General features: G+C 65.1%; 34 protein-coding genes. All 34 read left to right on the top strand.

Going from position 1 to position 20,497, the window contains the following annotated elements; all coding sequences use genetic code 11:
* Positions 1-247: 247 nt before the first annotated feature.
* The 34 genes from rpsL to rpsK all read left to right on the top strand — a co-directional run bounded on the left by rpsL (position 248) and on the right by rpsK (position 20,488).
* Positions 248-622, top strand: coding sequence for a 30S ribosomal protein S12 (rpsL, locus tag AB0F17_RS23940; RefSeq protein ID WP_214633169.1), 375 nt, complete (start codon positions 248-250; stop codon positions 620-622).
* Between the two features lie 2 nt (positions 623-624).
* The gene (gene rpsG, locus AB0F17_RS23935; protein WP_138670613.1) at positions 625-1,095 is read left to right on the top strand and encodes a 30S ribosomal protein S7; all 471 of its coding nucleotides are present in this window, start codon (positions 625-627) and stop codon (positions 1,093-1,095) included.
* A 39-nt stretch (positions 1,096-1,134) separates the two neighbouring features.
* On the top strand, positions 1,135-3,234 hold the full coding sequence (gene fusA / locus AB0F17_RS23930; RefSeq protein ID WP_358026406.1) for an elongation factor G: 2,100 nt from the start codon (positions 1,135-1,137) through the stop codon (positions 3,232-3,234).
* A gap of 150 nt (positions 3,235-3,384) precedes the next feature.
* A complete protein-coding gene (gene tuf / locus AB0F17_RS23925) occupies positions 3,385-4,578 on the top strand; it encodes an elongation factor Tu (RefSeq protein WP_358026403.1) in 1,194 nt (397 codons plus the stop codon).
* 275 nt (positions 4,579-4,853) lie between these two features.
* The gene (gene rpsJ / locus AB0F17_RS23920; RefSeq protein WP_012887830.1) at positions 4,854-5,162 is read left to right on the top strand and encodes a 30S ribosomal protein S10; all 309 of its coding nucleotides are present in this window, start codon (positions 4,854-4,856) and stop codon (positions 5,160-5,162) included.
* Positions 5,163-5,176: 14 nt separating this feature from the next.
* The gene (rplC, locus tag AB0F17_RS23915; protein ID WP_214633172.1) at positions 5,177-5,830 is read left to right on the top strand and encodes a 50S ribosomal protein L3; all 654 of its coding nucleotides are present in this window, start codon (positions 5,177-5,179) and stop codon (positions 5,828-5,830) included.
* Positions 5,827-6,489 (top strand): 50S ribosomal protein L4, encoded by a 663-nt coding sequence (gene rplD / locus AB0F17_RS23910; RefSeq protein ID WP_358026400.1) that lies wholly within the window; start codon positions 5,827-5,829, stop codon positions 6,487-6,489. The genes rplC and rplD overlap by 4 nt, the downstream gene beginning before the upstream one ends.
* A complete protein-coding gene (gene rplW / locus AB0F17_RS23905) occupies positions 6,489-6,791 on the top strand; it encodes a 50S ribosomal protein L23 (protein WP_358026397.1) in 303 nt (100 codons plus the stop codon). The genes rplD and rplW overlap by 1 nt, the downstream gene beginning before the upstream one ends.
* 104 nt (positions 6,792-6,895) lie before the next feature.
* A complete protein-coding gene (rplB, locus tag AB0F17_RS23900) occupies positions 6,896-7,732 on the top strand; it encodes a 50S ribosomal protein L2 (protein ID WP_214633175.1) in 837 nt (278 codons plus the stop codon).
* A gap of 11 nt (positions 7,733-7,743) precedes the next feature.
* On the top strand, positions 7,744-8,022 hold the full coding sequence (rpsS, locus tag AB0F17_RS23895; protein ID WP_358026393.1) for a 30S ribosomal protein S19: 279 nt from the start codon (positions 7,744-7,746) through the stop codon (positions 8,020-8,022).
* Positions 8,023-8,054: 32 nt separating this feature from the next.
* On the top strand, positions 8,055-8,408 hold the full coding sequence (rplV, locus tag AB0F17_RS23890; protein WP_214633177.1) for a 50S ribosomal protein L22: 354 nt from the start codon (positions 8,055-8,057) through the stop codon (positions 8,406-8,408).
* Complete coding sequence (gene rpsC, locus AB0F17_RS23885; RefSeq protein WP_358026390.1) at positions 8,408-9,277, top strand: 30S ribosomal protein S3; 870 nt, start codon at positions 8,408-8,410, stop codon at positions 9,275-9,277. The genes rplV and rpsC overlap by 1 nt, the downstream gene beginning before the upstream one ends.
* Before the next feature lie 2 nt (positions 9,278-9,279).
* Positions 9,280-9,699 (top strand): 50S ribosomal protein L16, encoded by a 420-nt coding sequence (gene rplP / locus AB0F17_RS23880; protein WP_214633179.1) that lies wholly within the window; start codon positions 9,280-9,282, stop codon positions 9,697-9,699.
* Positions 9,699-9,935, top strand: a complete 237-nt coding sequence (gene rpmC / locus AB0F17_RS23875; protein ID WP_214633180.1) for a 50S ribosomal protein L29 — start codon at positions 9,699-9,701, stop codon at positions 9,933-9,935. Before rplP ends, rpmC begins: the two co-directional genes overlap by 1 nt.
* Positions 9,928-10,224, top strand: a complete 297-nt coding sequence (gene rpsQ, locus AB0F17_RS23870; RefSeq protein WP_358026387.1) for a 30S ribosomal protein S17 — start codon at positions 9,928-9,930, stop codon at positions 10,222-10,224. The genes rpmC and rpsQ overlap by 8 nt, the downstream gene beginning before the upstream one ends.
* A 189-nt stretch (positions 10,225-10,413) precedes the next feature.
* Positions 10,414-10,785 (top strand): 50S ribosomal protein L14, encoded by a 372-nt coding sequence (gene rplN / locus AB0F17_RS23865; protein ID WP_026214151.1) that lies wholly within the window; start codon positions 10,414-10,416, stop codon positions 10,783-10,785.
* 8 nt (positions 10,786-10,793) lie between these two features.
* Complete coding sequence (gene rplX / locus AB0F17_RS23860) at positions 10,794-11,096, top strand: 50S ribosomal protein L24 (protein WP_358027062.1); 303 nt, start codon at positions 10,794-10,796, stop codon at positions 11,094-11,096.
* A complete protein-coding gene (gene rplE, locus AB0F17_RS23855) occupies positions 11,096-11,671 on the top strand; it encodes a 50S ribosomal protein L5 (protein WP_358026385.1) in 576 nt (191 codons plus the stop codon). The genes rplX and rplE overlap by 1 nt, the downstream gene beginning before the upstream one ends.
* Before the next feature lie 2 nt (positions 11,672-11,673).
* Positions 11,674-11,859 (top strand): type Z 30S ribosomal protein S14, encoded by a 186-nt coding sequence (locus tag AB0F17_RS23850; RefSeq protein WP_090769707.1) that lies wholly within the window; start codon positions 11,674-11,676, stop codon positions 11,857-11,859.
* Between the two features lie 168 nt (positions 11,860-12,027).
* On the top strand, positions 12,028-12,426 hold the full coding sequence (gene rpsH, locus AB0F17_RS23845; protein WP_192789898.1) for a 30S ribosomal protein S8: 399 nt from the start codon (positions 12,028-12,030) through the stop codon (positions 12,424-12,426).
* Positions 12,427-12,442: 16 nt separating this feature from the next.
* The gene (gene rplF, locus AB0F17_RS23840; RefSeq protein ID WP_214633184.1) at positions 12,443-12,985 is read left to right on the top strand and encodes a 50S ribosomal protein L6; all 543 of its coding nucleotides are present in this window, start codon (positions 12,443-12,445) and stop codon (positions 12,983-12,985) included.
* 2 nt (positions 12,986-12,987) lie between these two features.
* Positions 12,988-13,371, top strand: a complete 384-nt coding sequence (gene rplR, locus AB0F17_RS23835; RefSeq protein WP_219539592.1) for a 50S ribosomal protein L18 — start codon at positions 12,988-12,990, stop codon at positions 13,369-13,371.
* Between the two features lie 49 nt (positions 13,372-13,420).
* A complete protein-coding gene (rpsE, locus tag AB0F17_RS23830; protein WP_358026382.1) occupies positions 13,421-14,050 on the top strand; it encodes a 30S ribosomal protein S5 in 630 nt (209 codons plus the stop codon).
* Positions 14,051-14,052: 2 nt separating this feature from the next.
* A complete protein-coding gene (gene rpmD / locus AB0F17_RS23825; protein ID WP_132509679.1) occupies positions 14,053-14,235 on the top strand; it encodes a 50S ribosomal protein L30 in 183 nt (60 codons plus the stop codon).
* A gap of 2 nt (positions 14,236-14,237) precedes the next feature.
* On the top strand, positions 14,238-14,693 hold the full coding sequence (rplO, locus tag AB0F17_RS23820; RefSeq protein ID WP_358026379.1) for a 50S ribosomal protein L15: 456 nt from the start codon (positions 14,238-14,240) through the stop codon (positions 14,691-14,693).
* Between the two features lie 168 nt (positions 14,694-14,861).
* Positions 14,862-16,172: a preprotein translocase subunit SecY gene (secY, locus tag AB0F17_RS23815; RefSeq protein ID WP_358027059.1), complete on the top strand. Its 1,311-nt coding sequence runs from the start codon at positions 14,862-14,864 to the stop codon at positions 16,170-16,172.
* The gene (locus tag AB0F17_RS23810) at positions 16,172-16,822 is read left to right on the top strand and encodes an adenylate kinase (protein ID WP_358026377.1); all 651 of its coding nucleotides are present in this window, start codon (positions 16,172-16,174) and stop codon (positions 16,820-16,822) included. The genes secY and AB0F17_RS23810 overlap by 1 nt, the downstream gene beginning before the upstream one ends.
* Before the next feature lie 109 nt (positions 16,823-16,931).
* Positions 16,932-17,735, top strand: a complete 804-nt coding sequence (gene map / locus AB0F17_RS23805; RefSeq protein ID WP_358026374.1) for a type I methionyl aminopeptidase — start codon at positions 16,932-16,934, stop codon at positions 17,733-17,735.
* A 21-nt stretch (positions 17,736-17,756) separates the two neighbouring features.
* Positions 17,757-18,185, top strand: coding sequence for a DUF1707 domain-containing protein (locus AB0F17_RS23800; RefSeq protein WP_358026371.1), 429 nt, complete (start codon positions 17,757-17,759; stop codon positions 18,183-18,185).
* Between the two features lie 137 nt (positions 18,186-18,322).
* Positions 18,323-18,772 (top strand): hypothetical protein, encoded by a 450-nt coding sequence (locus tag AB0F17_RS23795; RefSeq protein ID WP_358026368.1) that lies wholly within the window; start codon positions 18,323-18,325, stop codon positions 18,770-18,772.
* 308 nt (positions 18,773-19,080) lie between these two features.
* The gene (infA, locus tag AB0F17_RS23790; RefSeq protein WP_012887858.1) at positions 19,081-19,302 is read left to right on the top strand and encodes a translation initiation factor IF-1; all 222 of its coding nucleotides are present in this window, start codon (positions 19,081-19,083) and stop codon (positions 19,300-19,302) included.
* Positions 19,303-19,326: 24 nt separating this feature from the next.
* Positions 19,327-19,440: a 50S ribosomal protein L36 gene (gene rpmJ, locus AB0F17_RS23785; RefSeq protein ID WP_003956441.1), complete on the top strand. Its 114-nt coding sequence runs from the start codon at positions 19,327-19,329 to the stop codon at positions 19,438-19,440.
* A 217-nt stretch (positions 19,441-19,657) separates the two neighbouring features.
* Positions 19,658-20,038: a 30S ribosomal protein S13 gene (rpsM, locus tag AB0F17_RS23780; protein ID WP_358026365.1), complete on the top strand. Its 381-nt coding sequence runs from the start codon at positions 19,658-19,660 to the stop codon at positions 20,036-20,038.
* 45 nt (positions 20,039-20,083) lie between these two features.
* Complete coding sequence (gene rpsK / locus AB0F17_RS23775) at positions 20,084-20,488, top strand: 30S ribosomal protein S11 (protein WP_012887860.1); 405 nt, start codon at positions 20,084-20,086, stop codon at positions 20,486-20,488.
* Positions 20,489-20,497: the final 9 nt, after the last annotated feature.

The following is a 20,497-nucleotide window of genomic DNA, read 5'->3' as shown; positions in this document are numbered from 1 at the left end:
ACGTGTCGCGCGGGCCTGGGTACTCTAGAGCTTCGTGCCCGTCGTTAGCGGGCTCTCGGCTGTGCGCTCATATACGGGAGCGCCAGGCGGCTTCCTGGCTTGTTGTCCCTGCGGATGTGTCTGTGCGAAGTGCGCGACACGCCCGAGCGCGGGGGCGCCGAGACGGGGAAAACCAGCAGGTCATGACACCGGCAGAACCTGCGAAATGCACAAGACGTATCACCGGCCAGCACGAAACGGAGTGGCAGTGCCCACTATTCAGCAGTTGGTCCGCAAGGGCCGGCAGGACAAGGTCGCCAAGACCAAGACTCCTGCCCTAAGGGCGAATCCGCAGCGTCGAGGTGTGTGCCAGCGCGTCTACACCACGACTCCTAAGAAGCCCAACTCGGCACTGCGCAAGGTGGCCCGTGTTCGGCTCACCAACGGCATCGAGGTCACGGCTTACATCCCGGGTGTGGGCCACAACCTGCAGGAGCACTCCATCGTGCTCGTGCGCGGCGGTCGTGTGAAGGACCTGCCGGGTGTCCGCTACAAGATCATTCGCGGCTCGCTGGACACCCAGGGTGTCCGCAACCGCAAGCAGGCTCGCAGCAAGTACGGCGCCAAGAGGGAGAAGAGCTAACTATGCCTCGCAAGGGTTCTCCCGGCCGCCGTCAGCTCATGTCTGACCCGGTCTACAGCTCGCCGCTGGTCACCGCTCTGATCAACAAGGTGCTCCTGGACGGCAAGCGTTCCATCGCGCAGTCGATCGTGTACGGCGCCCTTGAGGGCTGCAGGGACAAGACGGGCAACGACCCGGTCGTCACCCTGAAGCGCGCGCTTGACAACGTCAAGCCGACCCTCGAGGTTCGCAGCCGTCGTGTCGGTGGCGCGACCTACCAGGTGCCGGTCGAGGTGCGCGCCGCGCGCAGCACGACCCTGGCCCTGCGCTGGCTGGTGCAGTACTCCCGCGCCCGCCGCGAGAAGACCATGACCGAGCGCCTCATGAACGAGCTCCTCGACGCCAGCAATGGCCTCGGAGCGAGTGTCAAGAAGCGCGAGGACACCCACAAGATGGCCGAGTCCAACAAGGCCTTCGCCCACTACCGCTGGTAACCCGGCGGGTTTCGACGAGACGACGAGGACGCGAGAGAAGTGGCCGCAACGACCGCTCTAGACCTGGCAAAGGTCCGTAACATCGGGATCATCGCCCATATCGACGCGGGTAAGACCACCACGACTGAGCGCATCCTGTTCTACACCGGCATCAACTACAAGATCGGTGAAGTCCACGATGGCGCAGCCACCATGGACTGGATGGAGCAGGAGCAGGAGCGTGGCATCACGATCACGTCCGCTGCGACGACCTGCGAGTGGGACGGTCACACGATCAATCTCATCGACACCCCGGGTCACGTCGACTTCACCATCGAAGTCGAGCGCAACCTGCGCGTCCTCGACGGCGCCGTAACCGTCTTCGACGGTGTGGCCGGCGTCGAGCCGCAGTCGGAGATGGTGTGGCGTCAGGCTGACCGCTACAACGTCCCGCGCATCTGCTTCGTGAACAAGATGGACCGCGTCGGCGCGGAGTTCCACCGCTGCGTCGACATGATGGTCACCCGCTTGGCCGCCACCCCGGCGGTCGTTCAGCTCCCCTGGGGCGTCGAGGCCGGTTTCAAGGGCGTCATCGACCTGGTGAAGATGAAGGGCCTGCTCTGGAGCGAGGACGCGGCCAAGGGCGAGATGTACGACGTCGTCGACATCCCGGCCGACCACGCCGAGGCCGCTCGCGAGTGGCGTGACAAGCTCGTCGAGACGGTCTCCGAGAACGACGACGAGTTGATGGAGCTCTTCCTCGAGGCCATCGAGCCCACCGAGGAGCAGCTGGTCGCGGGGATCCGCCGCGCCACGCTGTCCGGCGCCGTCAACCCGGTCCTCACCGGCACCGCGTTCAAGAACAAGGGCGTACAGCCCCTGCTCGACGCGGTCGTGGCCTACCTCCCCGCACCGATCGACATCCCCGCCATCGCGGGCCACGCGGTCGGCAACGAGGAGAAGGTCGTCGAGCGTCACGCGGACCCGAGCGAGCCGTTCTCCGCACTGGCATTCAAGATCGCCAGCGACCCGCACCTGGGCAAGATCACCTACATCCGCATCTACTCGGGCACGCTCGAGACCGGTTCACAGGTCGTCAACTCTGTGAAGGGTAAGAAGGAGCGGATCGGCAAGATCTACCAGATGCACGCCAACAAGCGCGAAGAGCGCCCGTCGGCGATCGCTGGGCAGATCGTCGCCGTGATGGGTCTGAAGGACACCACCACCGGCGACACCCTGTCCGACCCGGCCAACCAGGTCGTGCTCGAGTCCATGACGTTCCCGGCTCCGGTCATCAACGTCGCGATCGAGCCCAAGACCAAGGGCGACCAGGAGAAGCTGTCGACCGCGATCCAGCGGCTGGCCGAGGAGGACCCGTCCTTCCAGGTCCGTCGTGACGAGGAGACCGGCCAGACGGTCATCTGGGGCATGGGCGAGCTTCACCTGGAGATCCTCGTCGACCGTATGCGTCGCGAGTTCAAGGTCGAGGCCAACGTCGGTCGTCCTCAGGTGGCCTACCGCGAGACCATCCGCCGCACGGTGGACAAGGTCGACTACACCCACAAGAAGCAGACGGGTGGGTCCGGCCAGTTCGCGCGGGTCATCATCAAGCTCGAACCGCTGGGCGAAGGCAACGACGGCTACGAGTTCGAGAACAAGGTCACGGGTGGCCGGATCCCGAGGGAGTACATCCCCTCGGTCGATTCGGGTGCTCAGGAGGCCGCCGAGTTCGGCGTGCTGGCCGGCTATCCGATGGTGGGCGTGAAGGTGACGCTGATCGACGGTGCCGCGCACGATGTCGACTCCTCGGAAATGGCCTTCAAGATCGCCGGCTCGATGGCCTTCAAGGAGGCCGCTCGCAAGGCCGACGCCGTGCTCCTCGAACCGATGATGGCCGTCGAGGTCACCACGCCCGAGGACTACATGGGTGACGTCATCGGTGACCTCAACGGTCGCCGCGGGCAGATCCAGGCGATGGACGAGCGGGGCGGCGCCCGTATCGTCTCGGCGCTCGTACCGCTTTCTGAGATGTTTGGCTACGTGGGCGACCTGCGTAGCAAGACGCAGGGGCGCGCGAGCTACAGCATGCAGTTCGACTCCTACTCGGAGGTGCCCCCGGGCATCGCCAAGGAGATCGTCGCGAAGGTCCGGGGCGAATAGTCCCGGGACCCCCGGCCGGGCCTCGCCCGGCCGTCAAGGGGCTTCGGCCTCTGGTGGGGCGGTGCGAGCCGCCTCACCGCCTAGGGGTTCGGGATCACCCGGGCCCGAGTGTGCAGACGAAAGTCAGACAGATTCTCAAGGAGAGAACCAGTGGGCAAGGCCAAGTTCGAGCGGAACAAGCCGCACATGAACATCGGCACCATTGGTCACATCGACCACGGTAAGACCACGCTCACCGCGGCGATCACCAAGGTGCTTCACGACCGTTTCCCCGAGCTGAACAAGGCGACGCCGTTCGACAAGATCGACAAGGCGCCCGAGGAGAAGGCCCGCGGGATCACGATCTCCATCGCGCACGTCGAGTACCAGACCGAGAAGCGCCACTACGCCCACGTGGACTGCCCCGGTCACGCCGACTACGTGAAGAACATGATCACCGGTGCCGCGCAGATGGACGGTGCGATCCTCGTGGTCGCCGCCACTGACGGCCCGATGCCGCAGACGAAGGAGCACGTCCTCCTGGCCCGCCAGGTCGGCGTTCCCTACATCGTCGTGGCCCTCAACAAGGCCGACATGGTCGACGACGAGGAGATCCTGGAGCTCGTCGAGCTCGAGGTCCGTGAGCTGCTCTCGGCTCAGGAGTTCCCCGGCGACGACCTTCCGGTCGTTCGCGTCTCCGCGCTCAAGGCTCTTGAGGGCGACGCGAAGTGGGCCGACAGCATCATCGAACTGATGGACGCGGTCGACGAGAACGTGCCCGAGCCGCCCCGTGAGACGGACAAGCCGTTCCTCATGCCGGTCGAGGACGTCTTCTCGATCACCGGTCGTGGCACGGTCGTCACCGGCCGTATCGAGCGCGGTATCGTCAAGACCAACGAGCAGGTCGACATCATCGGCATCAAGCCGGAGAAGACGACCACCACCGTCACCAGCATCGAGATGTTCAACAAGATCCTCGACGAGGGTGTCGCGGGTGACAACGCCGCGCTGCTGCTCCGCGGCATCAAGCGCGACGATGTCGAGCGCGGCCAGTGCATCATCAAGCCGGGCACGACCACCCCGCACACCGAGTTCAACGGCCAGGTCTACATCCTGTCGAAGGACGAGGGCGGCCGCCACACGCCGTTCTTCAACAACTACCGCCCGCAGTTCTACTTCCGTACGACTGACGTGACCGGTGTCGTGCACCTCCCCGAGGGCACCGAGATGGTCATGCCGGGCGACAACACCGAGATGCGCGTTGAGCTGATCCAGCCCATCGCCATGGAGGACGGTCTGAAGTTCGCGATCCGTGAGGGTGGCCGCACCGTCGGCGCCGGCCGGGTCGTCAAGATCATCAAGTAGCGCGATCGCGGGGCGGCGGTCGTCCCTCGGATATCGAGGCCGACCGCCGCACCACGAGAGGGCAGAAGTCCCTACGGCTTCCGCCCTCAGGCTCCACGGGAAAGCCGTGATCTCGCAGTGGCTTCGGAGTGACCGAAGTAACTGCCGGATCACGGAAGAAAACGGCAGATCATCAACGTCTGTCACGTGGGGCTGTGCGGGCTCGTCCCGCACAAATAGCGGCAACAGGCCGCACGATACTTTTTCAGACGACAGCGAAGGACACCGAGGCCACTATGGCGGGACAAAAGATCCGCATCCGGCTTAAGGCCTATGACCACGAGGTCATCGATAGCTCGGCCAAGAAGATCGTCGAGACGGTGACGCGGACTGGCGCGAAGGTCGCGGGCCCGGTGCCGCTGCCGACCGAGAAGAACGTGTACTGCGTCATCCGTTCGCCGCACAAGTACAAGGACAGCCGCGAGCACTTTGAGATGCGCACGCACAAGCGGCTGATTGACATCATCGACCCGACGCCCAAGACCGTCGACTCGCTCATGCGGCTCGACCTCCCCGCGGGCGTCGACATTTCGATCAAGCTCTGAGGGAACGCACTGACATGGCTAAGACGATCAAGGGCGTCCTGGGCAAGAAGCTCGGCATGACCCAGGTCTTCGACACGGACAACCGGATGGTTCCGGTGACCGTGGTCGAGGCCGGTCCGTGCGTGGTTACCAGGGTCCGTACCGCCGACAAGGATGGCTATTCCGCCGTCCAGCTCGGCTTCGGGCAGGTCGACCCACGGAAGGTCAACAAGCCGCTCGGCGACTACCTGCGTAAGCACGACATCACCCCGCGCCGTTACTTCGCGGAGATCCGCACCGACGACGCCAGCGACTACACCCTGGGCCAGGAACTCCTGGCCGACACCTTCGAGGCCGGCCAGTTCGTCGATGTGACGGGCAAGAGCAAGGGCAAGGGCTTCGCCGGTGTCATGAAGCGACACGGCTTCAAGGGCCTGAGCGCGTCGCACGGTACGCAGCGCAAGCACCGCTCGCCGGGTTCCATCGGTGGCTGCGCCACCCCGGGCCGCGTATTCAAGGGTCTTCGCATGGCTGGTCGGATGGGTAACGTCCGCACCACCGTGCAGAGCCTCAAGGTTCACGCCGTCGACGTCGAGAACGGTCTCATCCTGATCAAGGGTGCGATCCCCGGCGCCAACGGCAGCCTGGTCCTCGTCCGTACCGCTGCCAAGAAGGGGGCTGCCAAGTGAGCACCATTGACGTCCTCGACGCCAGCGGTTCCAAGGCCGGCACCGTCGACCTGCCCGAAGACATCTTCGGCGCCAAGGTCAACATTCCGCTGATCCACCAGGTGGTCGTGGCCCAGCTCGCCGCTCGCCGGCAGGGCACCCACAAGGCCAAGACCCGTGGTGAGGTCAGGGGCGGCGGCAAGAAGCCGTACCGCCAGAAGGGCACCGGTCGCGCCCGTCAGGGCTCGACCCGCGCGCCGCAGTTCACCGGTGGTGGCGTCGTCCACGGCCCGGTGCCGCGCGACTACTCGCAGCGGACGCCCAAGAAGATGAAGGTCGCCGCCCTGCGCGGTGCCCTGTCCGACAGGGCCAGCGGCGGTCGCGTGCACGTCGTGAGCGGTCTGGTCACCGGCGAGACGCCGAAGACCAAGGCGGCTCTCGAGGCCCTGCGTAAGATCACCCAGTCCAGGACCGTTCTCCTCGTCGTTGACGAGGCCGACGAGTTGACCTGGCTGAGCCTGCGCAACGCTCCTGAGGTCCACCTGCTGGACTCCGGGCAGCTCAACACCTACGACGTGCTCGTGCACGACGACGTGGTCTTCACCCAGGAGGCGTACGACCAGGTCGTGGCGCGGCTGTCGGCAGGGTCGGCCAATGCGAGTGAAGGGGCAGACGCCTGATGGAGAAGATCGCCGACCCGCGCGACATCATCATCAAGCCGGTCGTCTCTGAGAAGAGCTACGGCCTGATCGATGAGAACAACAAGTACACGTTCCTGGTGCGCAATACCGCGAACAAGACCCAGGTCAAGATCGCTGTTGAGCAGATCTTCGGGGTCAAGGTCACCAGCGTGAACACGATCAACCGGCAGGGCAAGCGCAAGCGCACCCGCACCGGTTTCGGCAAGCGTCCCGACACCAAGCGCGCGATTGTGAGCCTGGTCGAGGGCGATCGGATCGACATCTTCGGTCAGATCGGCTAGCAGCCATAGAAGTAGGCGGGCCGTAGGGCTTGCCAAGGGTAGAGACCGTCGCACGTTCGTGCGGCGGGCTCACCCATGTAACCGACGAAGGATGAACGAAAAAGATGGGCATCCGTAAGTACAAGCCGACGACTCCGGGTCGCCGCGGCTCGAGTGTCTCGGACTTCTCCGAGATCACCCGCAGCACGCCCGAGAAGTCGTTGCTTGCGCCCCTTCACAGCAAGGGCGGCCGCAACGTACACGGCCGGGTCACCGCTCGCCACCAAGGCGGCGGTCACAAGCGCGCCTACCGGATCATCGACTTCCGGAGGCATGACAAGGACGGCATCCCGGCGAAGGTCGCTCACATCGAGTACGACCCCAACCGCACCGCCAACATCGCTCTGCTGCACTACGCCGACGGCGAGAAGCGCTACATCATCGCGCCGACCGGCCTCAAGCAGGGCGACCGCATCGAGAACGGCGCCGGGGCCGACATCAAGCCGGGCAACTGCCTGCCGCTGCGCAACATCCCGACGGGTACCTTCATCCACGCGGTGGAGCTCCGTCCGGGCGGCGGCGCCAAGCTCGGCCGCTCCGCGGGCGCTCAGATCCAGCTGCTCGCCAAGGAAGGCCAGTACGCCACGCTGCGTATGCCGTCCGGCGAAATGCGCATGGTCGACGTGCGCTGCCGGGCTTCGGTGGGTCAGGTCGGCAACGCCGAGCAGGCCAACATCAACTGGGGCAAGGCCGGCCGTATGAGGTGGAAGGGCAAGCGCCCGACCGTCCGCGGTGTCGCCATGAACCCCGTTGACCACCCGCATGGTGGTGGTGAGGGTAAGACCTCCGGCGGTCGCCACCCGGTGAACCCGAAGGGCAAGCCCGAGGGCCGCACCCGCCAGGCCAACAAGTCCAGCGACCGGCTGATCATCCGCCGCCGGAGCAAGAGGAAGAAGCGGTAGGAGCAGCCGATATGCCACGTAGCCTTAAGAAGGGTCCCTTCGTGGACGACCACCTCGCCAAGAAGGTGGACGTTCAGAACGAGAAGGGCACCAAGACCGTTATCAAGACGTGGTCGCGGCGCTCCATGATCGTGCCGGACATGCTCGGGCACACGATCGCCGTGCACGACGGCCGCAAGCACGTCCCGGTGTTCGTCACCGAGTCGATGATCGGCCACAAGCTGGGAGAGTTCGCCCCGACGCGCACCTTCCGCAGCCACGTCAAGGAAGATCGCCGCAGCCGGCGATAGACGCCTTCAGAAGCAGTTAAGAGGAGTAAGCGATGGAAGCCAGGGCTCAGGCGCGGTTCGTCCGCGTCACGCCCCTCAAGGCCCGCCGCGTGGTGGACCTTATTCGCGGGCTGCCCGCTTCGGAGGCGCAGGCCGTGCTGCAGTTCGCTCCCCAGTCGGCGAGCGAACCGATCTACAAGGTGCTCTCGAGCGCCATGGCAAATGCAGAGCACAACTTCGATCTCGACCCCCAGTCGCTCTTCGTGAGCCGCGCGTGGGTCGATGAGGGCCCGACGCTGAAGCGGTTCCGTCCGCGTGCCCAGGGTCGTGCCTATCGGATCAACAAGCGGACGAGCCACATCACTGTGATCGTGGAGTCCCGCGAGCCGAAGGGAAGGACCCGATAGTGGGCCAGAAGGTTAACCCGCACGGGTTCCGCCTCGGCATCACGACCGACTTCAAGAGCCGGTGGTACGCCGACAAGCTGTACAAGGCGTACGTCGCCGAGGACGTGGCGATCCGTCGCATGCTGCAAAAGGGCATGGAGCGGGCCGGCATCTCCAAGGTGGAGATCGAGCGCACGACCGACCGCGTCCAGGTCGACATCCACACCGCCCGGCCGGGCATCGTCATCGGCCGTCGCGGCGCGGAGGCCGACCGCATCCGCGGTGACCTGGAGAAGCTGACCAAGAAGCAGGTCCAGCTCAACATCCTCGAGGTGAAGAACCCCGAGATCGACGCCCAGCTCGTCGCGCAGGGTGTCGCCGAGCAGCTCTCCAGCCGTGTCTCGTTCCGTCGTGCCATGCGCAAGGCCATGCAGTCGGCCATGAAGAGCGGCGCCAAGGGCATCCGGGTGCAGTGCTCGGGCCGTCTTGGCGGCGCTGAGATGTCGAGATCGGAGTTCTACCGCGAGGGCCGTGTGCCGCTGCACACGCTCCGCGCGGACATCGACTACGGCTTCTACGAGGCCCGCACCACCTTCGGCCGTATCGGCGTGAAGGTATGGATCTACAAGGGCGAGGCGCCCACCAGCCGCGCCGAGCGCGAGGCGGCCGCTGCCGGTGCCCGTGCCGGCCAGCGTCGCGACCGTGACGACCGCCGCGGTGGCGGCGGCGCAGGTGGCGGCGGCGGCGGCGGCGACCGTCCGCGCCGTGGTGGCGCCGGTGGCGCCCGTCGCGGTGGCGGCCGTGGGGACCGCGCCCCCAGGACTGAGGCGGCCGCACAGGCTGCCCCCGAGACCGGCCCGGCTGCGCAGCCGGGTGCTGAAGGGAGCTGACCATGCTGATCCCGCGCAGGGTCAAGCACCGCAAGCAGCACCGGCCCGACCGCAGCGGTGCCGCCAAGGGCGGCACCAGGGTCGTGTTCGGCGAGTTCGGCATCCAGGCGATTGAGCACTCTTACGTGACCAACCGCCAGATCGAGTCGGCTCGTATTGCGATGACCCGTCACATCAAGCGTGGTGGAAAGGTGTGGATCAACATCTACCCCGACCGCCCGCTGACCAAGAAGCCGGCTGAGACCCGCATGGGTTCCGGTAAGGGTTCGCCCGAGTGGTGGATCGCCAACGTCAAGCCGGGGCGCGTCATGTTCGAGCTTTCCGGTGTCGCCGAGTCGGTTGCCCGCGAGGCGCTCACTCGCGCGATCCACAAGCTGCCCATGAAGTGCAAGATCGTTAAGCGTGAAGTTGGTGAGGCGTGATGGCTAAGGGCCTGACCGCCGGCGAGCTGCGAGTCGAGGACGAGGACACCCTGGTCCAGAAGCTCAAGGAAGCCAAGGAGGAGCTGTTCAACCTCCGCTTCCAGGCAGCGACCGGACAGTTGGAGAGCCACGGGCGGCTGCGCGCCGTCCGCCGCGAGATCGCCCGTATCTACACCGTGATGCGCGAGCGCGAGCTTGGCATCATCACGGTTGAGAAGGAGACGAGCGATGGCTGAGACCGAGACCACAGAGACCACCGAGACGAACGACGACGCGCGGCACTTCCGCAAGGTCCGTGAGGGCCTGGTCGTCAGCGACAAGATGGACAAGACCGTCGTCGTCGCCGTCGAGGACCGTGTCAAGCACCGTCTGTACGGCAAGGTCATTCGCCGTACGACCAAGTACAAGGCACACGACGAGGCCAACGCCTGTGGCGTCGGCGACCGTGTGCTGCTGATGGAGACCCGCCCCCTCTCCGCCACCAAGCGGTGGAGGGTCGTGGAGATCCTCGAGAAGGCCAAGTAACGCTTCTCGGATATACCGCGCCTCGTGGGGGCCCGCAAGGCCCCCATGACGGTGTCCAAGGACGCGAGGCCCCGGCCTCGCGTCGCCTGCGGTGCGGCTCCAAGAGCTGTGGCCGGAGGAAAAAGACCATACAAGTTCCGCCAGGCTCGGCAACGACGAGAACCAGCGCGACTAATCAGGAGAAGAAAAGTGATCCAGCAGGAGTCGCGGCTTAAGGTCGCCGACAACACGGGTGCGAAGGAGATTCTTTGCATCCGCGTTCTCGGTGGCTCGGGCCGACGCTACGCCGGTATCGGCGACGTGATCGTCGCCACTGTCAAGGATGCCCTGCCCGGTAGCACGGGCGTCAAGAAGGGCGACGTGGTCAAGGCCGTAATCGTCCGCACGGTCAAGGAGCGCCGCCGGCCCGACGGCTCCTACATCCGCTTCGACGAGAACGCCGCCGTCATCATCAAGGACAGTGGCGACCCTCGTGGCACCCGTATCTTCGGCCCGGTCGGCCGTGAGCTGCGCGACAAGAAGTTCATGCGCATCATCTCGCTCGCGCCGGAGGTGCTGTAATGCCGAAGCTGCATGTGAAGAAGGGTGACCTCGTCCAGGTCATCGCCGGTAAGGACAAGGGTGCCAAGGGTCATGTCATCGCCACCCTCCCGCGGGAAGACCGCGTGGTGGTCGAGGGCATCAACATGATCAAGAAGCACACGAAGGAGACCCACCAGGGTCCGCGCGGCGCCAAGACCGGCGGCGTGCAGACCATGGAGGCTCCCATCCACGTGAGCAACGTGAAGAAGCTCAAGGACGAGAAGCGCGACGACAAGCCCGCCGACAAGAAGGCCGACGACACGGCCGACGAGACGGGTGAGGACAGCTGATGACTGCCACGACTACTGAGACCGAGCGTCCGACGCCGCGCCTCAAGACGAAGTACCGCGAGGAGATCGCGGCCAAGCTTCGCGAGGACTTCGGCATCGAGAACGTCATGCAGATCCCCGGCCTGGTGAAGATCAAGGTCAACATGGGTGTCGGCGAGGCGGCTCGCGACTCGAAGCTCATCGAGGGGGCCGTTCGCGACCTCACCACGATCACCGGTCAGAAGCCGGCCGTCGTCCGGGCGCGCAAGTCCATCGCCCAGTTCAAGCTGCGCGAGGGCATGCCGATCGGCGCGCACGTCACGCTCCGCGGCGACCGGATGTGGGAGTTCCTCGACAGGCTTCTGTCGCTGGCGCTGCCCCGCATCAGGGACTTCCGTGGCCTGTCGCCCAAGCAGTTCGACGGCAACGGCAACTACACGTTCGGTCTGACCGAGCAGGTCATGTTCCACGAGGTCGACCAGGACAAGGTCGACCGGCCGCGGGGCATGGACATCACGGTCGTGACCACCGCGAAGAACGACGACCAGGGCCGGGCGCTGCTGAAGCTCCTCGGGTTCCCCTTCAAGGAGGCCTGATCATGGCGAAGAAGTCGCTGATCGCCAAGGCAGGGCGTAAGCAGAAGTTCGAAGTCCGGGCGTACACCCGTTGCACGCGTTGTGGCCGGCCCCGCGCCGTCTACCGCAAGTTCGGGCTCTGCCGCGTGTGCTTCCGTGAGATGGCACACCGGGGCGAGCTGCCCGGCATCACCAAGTCCAGCTGGTAGTTACCCTTGGGGGCGACCACGTGTCGCCCCCGCGGGGCTGCCGGCCGTACATATGTAGAACTCTCAAACCAGGGTGCTCTCGCAGAGGGCGCCCATGACCGCGCCGAAGGTCCACCGGTAGAGCTCCGCTTCACCGACTGGAAACCGCGGCGAGGAAGGCCACTGGCCATGACGATGACCGACCCGATCGCAGACATGCTGACGCGTCTGCGTAATGCGAACTCGGCGTACCACGACAGCGTGACGATGCCGTATTCGAAGATCAAGGCGCACATCGCCGAGATCCTCCAGCAGGAGGGTTACATCCAGGCTTGGACCGTCGAAGACGCCAAGGTTGGCAAGAACCTCGTGGTGGAGCTCAAGTTCGGGCCTACCCGTGAGCGGTCGCTCGCGGGACTGCGCCGGGTGTCGAAGCCCGGTCTGCGGGTGTATGCGAAGAAGGACAATCTGCCTCGAGTCCTGGGCGGGCTGGGCGTCGCGATCATCTCGACGTCCGCCGGTCTCATGACCGACAAGCAGGCCGGCAAGCGTGGTGTAGGCGGGGAAGTCCTCGCCTACGTCTGGTAGAGGGGAGGAACACAGCATGTCGAGAATCGGACGGCTGCCCATCCCTGTGCCGAATGGCGTAGACATCGCGATCAGCGGCCAGGATGTTCAGGTCAAGGGCCCGAAGGGCACGCTTTCTCATACGGTCGCGGAACCCATCGTGGTGGGTCGCGACGACGACGGCGCTATCGCCGTCACCCGGCCGAACGACGAGAACAAGGTTCGTGCGCTGCACGGCCTGTCGCGGACGCTGATCGCCAACATGGTGCAGGGCGTCACGCAGGGCTACTCCAAGACCTTGGAGATCGTCGGCGTCGGTTACCGCGTTCAGGCCAAGGGCCCGACGCAGCTGGAGTTCGCATTGGGCTTCAGTCACCCGGTCATCGTCGACGCCCCCGAGGGCGTCACCTTCCGTGTCGAGAGGCCGACCCTGTTCCACGTGGACGGCATCGACAAGCAGAAGGTCGGCGAGGTCGCGGCCAACATCCGCAAGTTGCGCAAGCCTGACCCGTACAAGGGTAAGGGCGTGCGTTACCAGGGCGAACAGATCCGCCGCAAGGTCGGAAAGGCTGGTAAGTAGGCATGGCTCCGAAGACTGCGTTCGGCAAGCACACGGCTGCCCGCAGCGTCTCGCGGGCCCGCCGTCACCGCCGCGTCCGCAAGAACGTCGTCGGTACGGCCGCGCGTCCGCGCTTGGTCGTCAACCGCTCGACTCGTCACCTGTTCGTGCAGATCGTGGACGACTCCGTCGGCCACACGCTGGTGAGCGCGTCCACCATGGACTCCGCGCTGCGCACGCTCGAGGTTGACAAGACCGAGAAGGCCAAGAAGGTCGGCGAGCTCCTCGCTCAGCGGGCCAAGGAAGCCGGGATCACCGCGGTTGTGTTCGACCGTGGTGGCAACCGCTACGCAGGGCGCATCGCCGCTCTGGCGGACAGCGCCCGCGAAGGCGGGCTCGAGTTCTGATGCGGGCCCGGGTATCGCAACTAATGGCAACTGAGATGAGGAACCACTGATGGCTGCAGCTCCGCGTCGCGGTGGCGGCACCGGTGGCGAGCGGCGTGACCGTCGTGACGATCGCCGCGGCGGCGCCGCCGACAAGGGCGTCTCGTACATCGAGCGCGTAGTGAAGATCAACCGAGTGGCCAAGGTCGTGAAGGGTGGTCGTCGCTTCAGCTTCACCGCCCTCGTCGTCGTCGGTGACGGCAACGGCACGGTCGGCGTCGGCTATGGCAAGGCCAAGGAAGTCCCCGCGGCCATCGCCAAGGGTGTCGAGGAGGCGAAGAAGCACTTCTTCAAGGTGCCTCGCATCCAGGGCACCATCCCGCACACCGTGCAGGGTGAAGAGGCGGCCGGTGTCGTCTTCCTGCGTCCGGCCTCGGCCGGTACCGGCGTCATCGCCGGTGGCCCGGTGCGCGCCGTTCTGGAGTGCGCCGGTATCCACGACGTCCTGTCCAAGTCGCTCGGCTCGGACAACCCCATCAACATCGTGCACGCCACGGTGGCGGCTCTGAAGGGTCTTTCCCGGCCCGAGGAGATCGCTGCCCGCCGCGGCCTGCCGATCGAGGACGTCGCTCCGGCCAGGATGCTGAAGGCTCAGCGCGAAGGCCTCGCCGAAGCCGCGGCAGCCAAGGCGGTGAGCTAGTCATGGCACGCCTGAAGATCACTCAGGTTCGCTCGAAGATCGGTGGCAAGCAGAACCAGCGTGACTCGCTGCGTTCTCTTGGCCTGAAGCGAATCGGCGATGTCGTCGTCAAGGAGGACCGGCCCGAAATTCGCGGCATGGTCACCGTGGTGACGCACCTCGTCGAGGTGGAAGAGGTCGACTAGTCATGACTGACAAGGCTCCGCTCAAGATTCACGACCTGCGTCCGGCTCCCGGATCCAACAAGTCCAAGGTCCGCAAGGGCCGTGGCGAGGCGTCCAAGGGCAAGACTTCTGGTCGCGGTACGAAGGGCAGCCGCGCCCGCACGTCGGTCCCCCTCGGTTTCGAGGGTGGCCAGGTGCCGCTGCAGAGGCGTCTGCCGAAGCTCAAGGGCTTCTCCAACGCGCTGTTCAAGACGACCTACCAGGTCGTCAATCTGGACAGGCTCGGCGAGTTGTTCCCCGACGGTGGCGATGTCACCGTCGAGACGCTGGTCGCCAAGGGTGCTGTCCGCAAGAACCAGCTGGTGAAGGTGCTCGGCACCGGCGATATCTCGGTCGCGGTGAACGTGTCGGCTCACGCCTTCTCGTCCGCCGCGAAGGAGAAGATCGCCGCTGCTGGGGGTTCCGTTACCGAGCTGTAAGAGCTATTACGAGGCGTGGGGGCTCTGTCCATGGGCCCCCACGCCCGTAGTGCGTTAGAGTTCGCGAGACGGCAGGCTTCTGTCCGGCTCGTTTTACCAGAGACTTCTGATGGCAGATCCCCGCACCATCGCATACTCACACCGCCTTATAGGCGCGCAGGAGGGACCGTGCTGACCGCGTTTACCCGGGCGTTCCGGACGCCGGACCTGCGCAAGAAGTTGCTCTTCACTCTGGGCATCATCGCGCTGTTCCGACTCGGCTCGGTTCTTCCGACTCCGGGCGTTCACGTCCAGAACCTTGCGGCCTGTTTTGATCAGGTCCGCAATGGTGAAAACGGAAATATCTACGGGATGGTGCAGCTGTTCAGCGGCGGCGCGCTCCTGAAGCTGTCGGTGTTCGCGCTGGGCATCATGCCGTACATCACCGCGAGCATCATCCTTCAACTTCTCGTCGTCGTGATCCCACGCCTCGAAGCCCTCAAGAAGGAGGGACAGGCCGGTCAGACGAAGATCACCCAATATACGCGTTATCTGACGATCGGTCTGGGCATTCTGCAGTCGACGGCGTTCATCGCGCTGGCGCGCTCCGGTCAGCTCTTCCAGGGTTGCGACAAGGACGTCCTGCTTGACCCCGACAACATCTTCATGATCGTCACCATGGTCGTCATCATGACGGCCGGCACCTCGGTGATCATGTGGCTGGGCGAGCTCATCACCGACCGTGGTGTGGGCAACGGCATGTCGATCCTGATCTTCACGCAGGTCGTCGCGGTCTTCCCGTCCGAGCTGGCCAGCATCTTCCAGGCCAACAAGTTCACCTTCACGGTCGTCATGGTGGTCGGCGTCTTCATGATCGCCGCCGTGGTCTTCGTCGAACAGGCGCAGCGCCGCATTCCGGTCCAGTACGCCAAGCGGATGGTCGGGCGCAGGATGTACGGCGGCACGTCCACCTACATCCCGCTGAAGGTCAACCAGGCCGGCATCATCCCGGTCATCTTCGCGTCCTCGCTGCTCTATCTGCCGCAGCTCCTGACCTCGCTCTTCGCCAACGCGGAGACTCCGAACCCGGTCGTGGAGTGGATCTCTCAGAACCTCACCAAGGGTGACACGCCCGTCTACATGATCACGTTCTTCGTCCTGATCGTGTTCTTCACCTACTTCTACGTGTCCATCACCTTCAACCCCACTGAAGTAGCCGACAACATGAAGAAGTACGGTGGGTTCATTCCGGGCATCCGTCCGGGCCGGCCGACGGCTGGCTACCTGAGTTTTGTGCTCACCCGTCTGACCGCCCCTGGCGCTCTCTATCTGGGTCTGATCGCCATGATCCCGATCGTCGCGCTCGCGGTGGCCGGGGCGAGCCAGAACTTCCCGTTCGGAGGGACGAGCATTCTGATCATGGTTGGCGTCGGCCTGGACACCGTGAAGCAGATCGAGAGCCAGTTGCAGCAGCGTAATTACGAAGGCTTCCTGCGGTAGTGCGTCTCGTTCTAGTCGGGCCCCCCGGAGCGGGTAAGGGGACACAGGCCCAGTACATCGCGTCGAACCTGTCAATCCCGAAGATCTCGACAGGTGACATCTTCCGTGCCAACGTCTCCGGGGGCACGGAGCTCGGCAAGCTCGCCAAGGCTTACATGGACCGTGGCGACCTGGTGCCCGACAAGGTCACCATCGCCATGGTCCGTGATCGCCTCGGCGAGGACGACGCGCAGGACGGTTTCCTGCTCGACGGCTTCCCCAGGAACGTCGCTCAGGCCGAGATCCTGCGCGACATGCTGAAGGAGTGGGGCCAGGCGCTCGACCTGGTCCTGGAGCTCGTGGTGGACGACGACGAGGTGGTCAGGCGGCTGGCCGGCCGCCGCACCTGCAGCCAGTGCGGTCGCATCTGGCACGTCGAGTTCGACGACAAGAAGGACGACAGGTGCGACGCCTGCGGCGGCACGCTGTTCCAGCGTGACGACGACAAGGAAGAGACCGTCAGGCACCGCCTGGAGGTCTACCAGGAGCAGACGGCGCCGCTCGTGTCCTATTACGCGGACGAGGGCATCCTCGTGGGTGTCGACGCGACCGGTCCGGTCGAGGAGGTCACCCAGCGGGCCATGGAGGCAATCAGCCCTTTCATGGGGTAGGCCCGATGGCCGAGTGCGGAGGTGGCACGGATTTCCGTGCCACCTCGCGGCTATTGTGGGGGAATTGGTCTCCCACGACTGCCCGTTGAGACCCCGGGGGGTGCCACACGTGTTCAAGAAGAACAAGCATGGAATTCAGATCAAGACGGCCGAGCAGCTCGACAAGATGCGAGCGGCCGGCCTGGTGGTCGGACGCACGCTCGACCTGCTGAAGCGTTCGGTCGAGCCGGGGATGACGCCTCTGGACCTCGACGCCATCGCCGAGAAGGCGATCAGGGACGAGGGTGCGATCCCGTCGTTCAAGGGCTACCAGGGGTTCCCCGCCACGATCTGCGCCTCGGTCAACGAGGAAGTGGTGCACGGCATCCCGACGGACGCCCGCGCGCTGCGCGAGGGCGACGTCATCTCCATCGACTGCGGCGCCATCCTCGACGGCTGGCACGGCGACTCCGCGGTCACGGTGCCGGTGGGGGAGGTGGACGCGAAGCTCACCGAGCTGATGCGGATCACCGAGGAGGCGATGTGGCGCGGCATCGGCGCGCTGACCGTCGGCCGCCATCTGTCGGACATCGGGTACGAGGTGGAGCGCTACGTCAAGGCGCAGGGCCGCTTCGGCATCCCTCCGGAGTACGGCGGGCACGGCATCGGCACCGAGATGCACATGGAGCCGTGGATCGCCAACCACGGCCGCCCCGGCAAGGGGCCGGTGCTGGAGGCCGGGATGTGCCTGGCCATCGAGCCCATGGTCAACCTGGGTACGGAGCGCACGCGCGTACTGGCCGACGACTGGACCGTCGTAACGATCGATGGCAAGCAGTCCGCACACTTCGAACACAGCGTCGCGGTGACACATAATGGTCCTTGGGTGCTTACCGCCCTCGATGGGGGCAAAGAGCGCTTGGCGCAGCCGTAGAACGAGCCGGGAGTGGTGGGTATGGCGCAGAGCCCCGAGATGCGTGCCTCAGACGTCGACCGCGATCGGGTGGCCGCTGTGCTCCGGGAGCACACCGCGCAGGGCCGCATCACGATGGACGAGTTCAACGAGCGTCTCGAACAGCTCTACCAGAGCAAGACGTACGGTGAGCTGGCCCGGCTGACCTCCGACCTGCCGGACGTGGACCTGCGCAACCCGCCCGCCAAGCTGCCCGGCACCGCCCCGGCGCCCAAGAGCGGCATGCACTCGGGGATGCGCGCGGCCTGGGGGGCGTGGGCCGCGGCGAGCTCGATCAACTGGGTGATCTGGCTGATCGTGAGCATCACCTCCGGGCACGTGATCTATGCCTGGCCACTGTGGGTGATGGGCCCCTGGGGTGCGATTCTGCTGATGAGCACCATCTTCGGGAGCGGGCAAAAGCACCGTTGAGTGTGTAGTAGTGCACTGTGTGCATTCGTCCGCAGAAGGCCTGACATGACCTCCATAACGTAAGCGGTGCCCGGACAAAAAGGGACTGACCCGAGCAGTCCCAGTCCGGCGGGGAATCCGTCTTACAGGAGGACACAGTGCGTATCCGTAACCTGCTCGCCGGCACCGCTCTCGCAGGATCGATGGTCGCCGGAGCGCTGGCCATCGCTCCCGCCGCCCAGGCCGACGCCGCTACCGCCACCCAGGCGCAGAGCGCCCAGGCCAGCCCGAAGCACTTCTTCGGCCCCTACTTCTCCAACGGCTCTGAGAACGGCGGCCACGAGTCGTACTTCAGGGGCTACTGGCAGAAGCGCAGCGGCAACTACTACTTCTACGGCGACCTGTACGACCGTCACCACAACGACGGCGACTACAGCTACGTGTGGTTCAAGTACTACGACCAGCACGGCAACTTCCACCGCAACTGGTACCGCTCCGACGACCGTCGTCACTTCGAGGGCATCCGCTTCAAGCGCGACTTCCAGATCCGCGTGTGCGAGGGTGACACGCGGGACAGCGGCTGCGGCAGCTACCACGACGTCTTCTAAGCGCATCAGGGAGCTTCATCCCCAGGAGGTGTGCTGACCAGCACAAGGCCCGCCGGGTGTCCGGCGGGCCTTCGTGCTGTCGCGGGCGCCAGGAGTACAAGGATGGGGTAAACTCACTCGTGGTTGTGTCAGGACACCTGGCACGCGTTTCGCGTTTTAGTCTCAGGTGTCGTACACTCCTTACTCGGCTCACTATGACTATCACGCGTCGGCGCCCGTTGCCGGTCGCCGCTCTCTTCGAAGCGTGAGGTCGCGGCTGCTTAGTGAACCGGAGCCTCAGACGATCGATCAGTGAAACGCGAGGAATTTTGGCCAAAAAAGACGGCGCCATCGAGATCGAGGGCACTGTGGTCGAGTCGCTCCCGAACGCCATGTTCAGGGTGCAGCTTGACAACGGCCATAAGGTCCTGGCCCACATCAGCGGACGGATGCGGATGCACTACATCCGGATCCTGCCCGACGACCGGGTAGTCGTGGAACTGAGCCCCTACGACCTCAGTCGTGGGCGGATCGTCTACCGATACAAGTAAGACGTCTGAGGAACACGAAGGACAATGAAGGTAAAGCCAAGCGTCAAGAAGATCTGCGACAAGTGCAAGGTGATCCGCCGGCACGGTCGCGTCATGGTGATCTGCGACAACCTGCGCCACAAGCAGCGTCAGGGTTAGTCGCCGCAAGGCTTCTCCGAGTCCGCCCCAGCACGGGAGCGGGCTCGACGCATGAGAAGCCTGAGACAGTAATCGCGCGTCACACCTGAGCAGGCGGCCTGTTTCCAGGCTGTACCACCCAGGAGACCCCCGGTCGGAGGCCGGGGCCCTCACCCCGGGCATGGGGAGGGGACGTGAGGCGCAAGACCTCCGCCACAACGAAGGAGAATGCCCGACCATGGCTCGCCTGGTTGGCGTCGACCTCCCCCGCGAAAAGCGGCTGGAGATCGCTCTCACCTACATCTACGGAATCGGCCGTACCCGCGCGCTGGAGGTCCTCGAGGCCACCGGCGTCAACGGCGACACCCGCGTCCACCAGCTCACCGACGCCGAGCTCGTCCCGATGCGTGACTACATCGAGGCGAACTTCAAGATCGAAGGTGACCTGCGCCGCGAGGTTCAGGCCGACATTCGTCGCAAGATCGAAATTGGTTGCTACCAGGGCATCCGGCACCGCAAGGGCCTGCCTGTCCACGGTCAGCGCACCCAGACCAACGCGCGCACCCGCAAGGGCAAGAAGAAGACCGTGGCCGGCAAGAAGAAGCCCGGTAAGAAGTAGTCCTCGCAGCCGCGGGACCGAACACCTCAGGAGTGAAGGCAAAGGATGCCTCCTAAGAGCCGTCAGGGTGCGCCCAAGAAGGTGCGCCGCAAGGAAAAGAAGAACGTCGCTCATGGGCACGCCCACATCAAGAGCACGTTCAACAACACGATCGTTTCGATCACCGACCCCAGCGGGAACGTGATCTCCTGGGCCAGCGCCGGCCACGTGGGTTTCAAGGGCTCCCGGAAGTCCACCCCGTTCGCCGCTCAGATGGCTGCCGAGAACGCCGCCCGCCGCGCCATGGAGCACGGCATGCGTAAGGTCGACGTCTTCGTCAAGGGTCCCGGCTCCGGTCGTGAGACCGCGATCCGTTCCCTTCAGGCCACCGGGCTCGAAGTGGGCTCGATCCAGGACGTCACCCCGGTTCCGCACAACGGCTGCCGTCCGCCGAAGCGCCGCCGCGTCTGACACCCAGGA

This window comes from Nonomuraea sp. NPDC026600, from assembly GCF_040638335.1.
Taxonomy (GTDB): Bacteria; Actinomycetota; Actinomycetes; order Streptosporangiales; family Streptosporangiaceae; genus Nonomuraea.
Note: the sequence above shows the minus strand (reverse complement) of the source record. Positions and strands in the feature narration are given on the sequence as shown.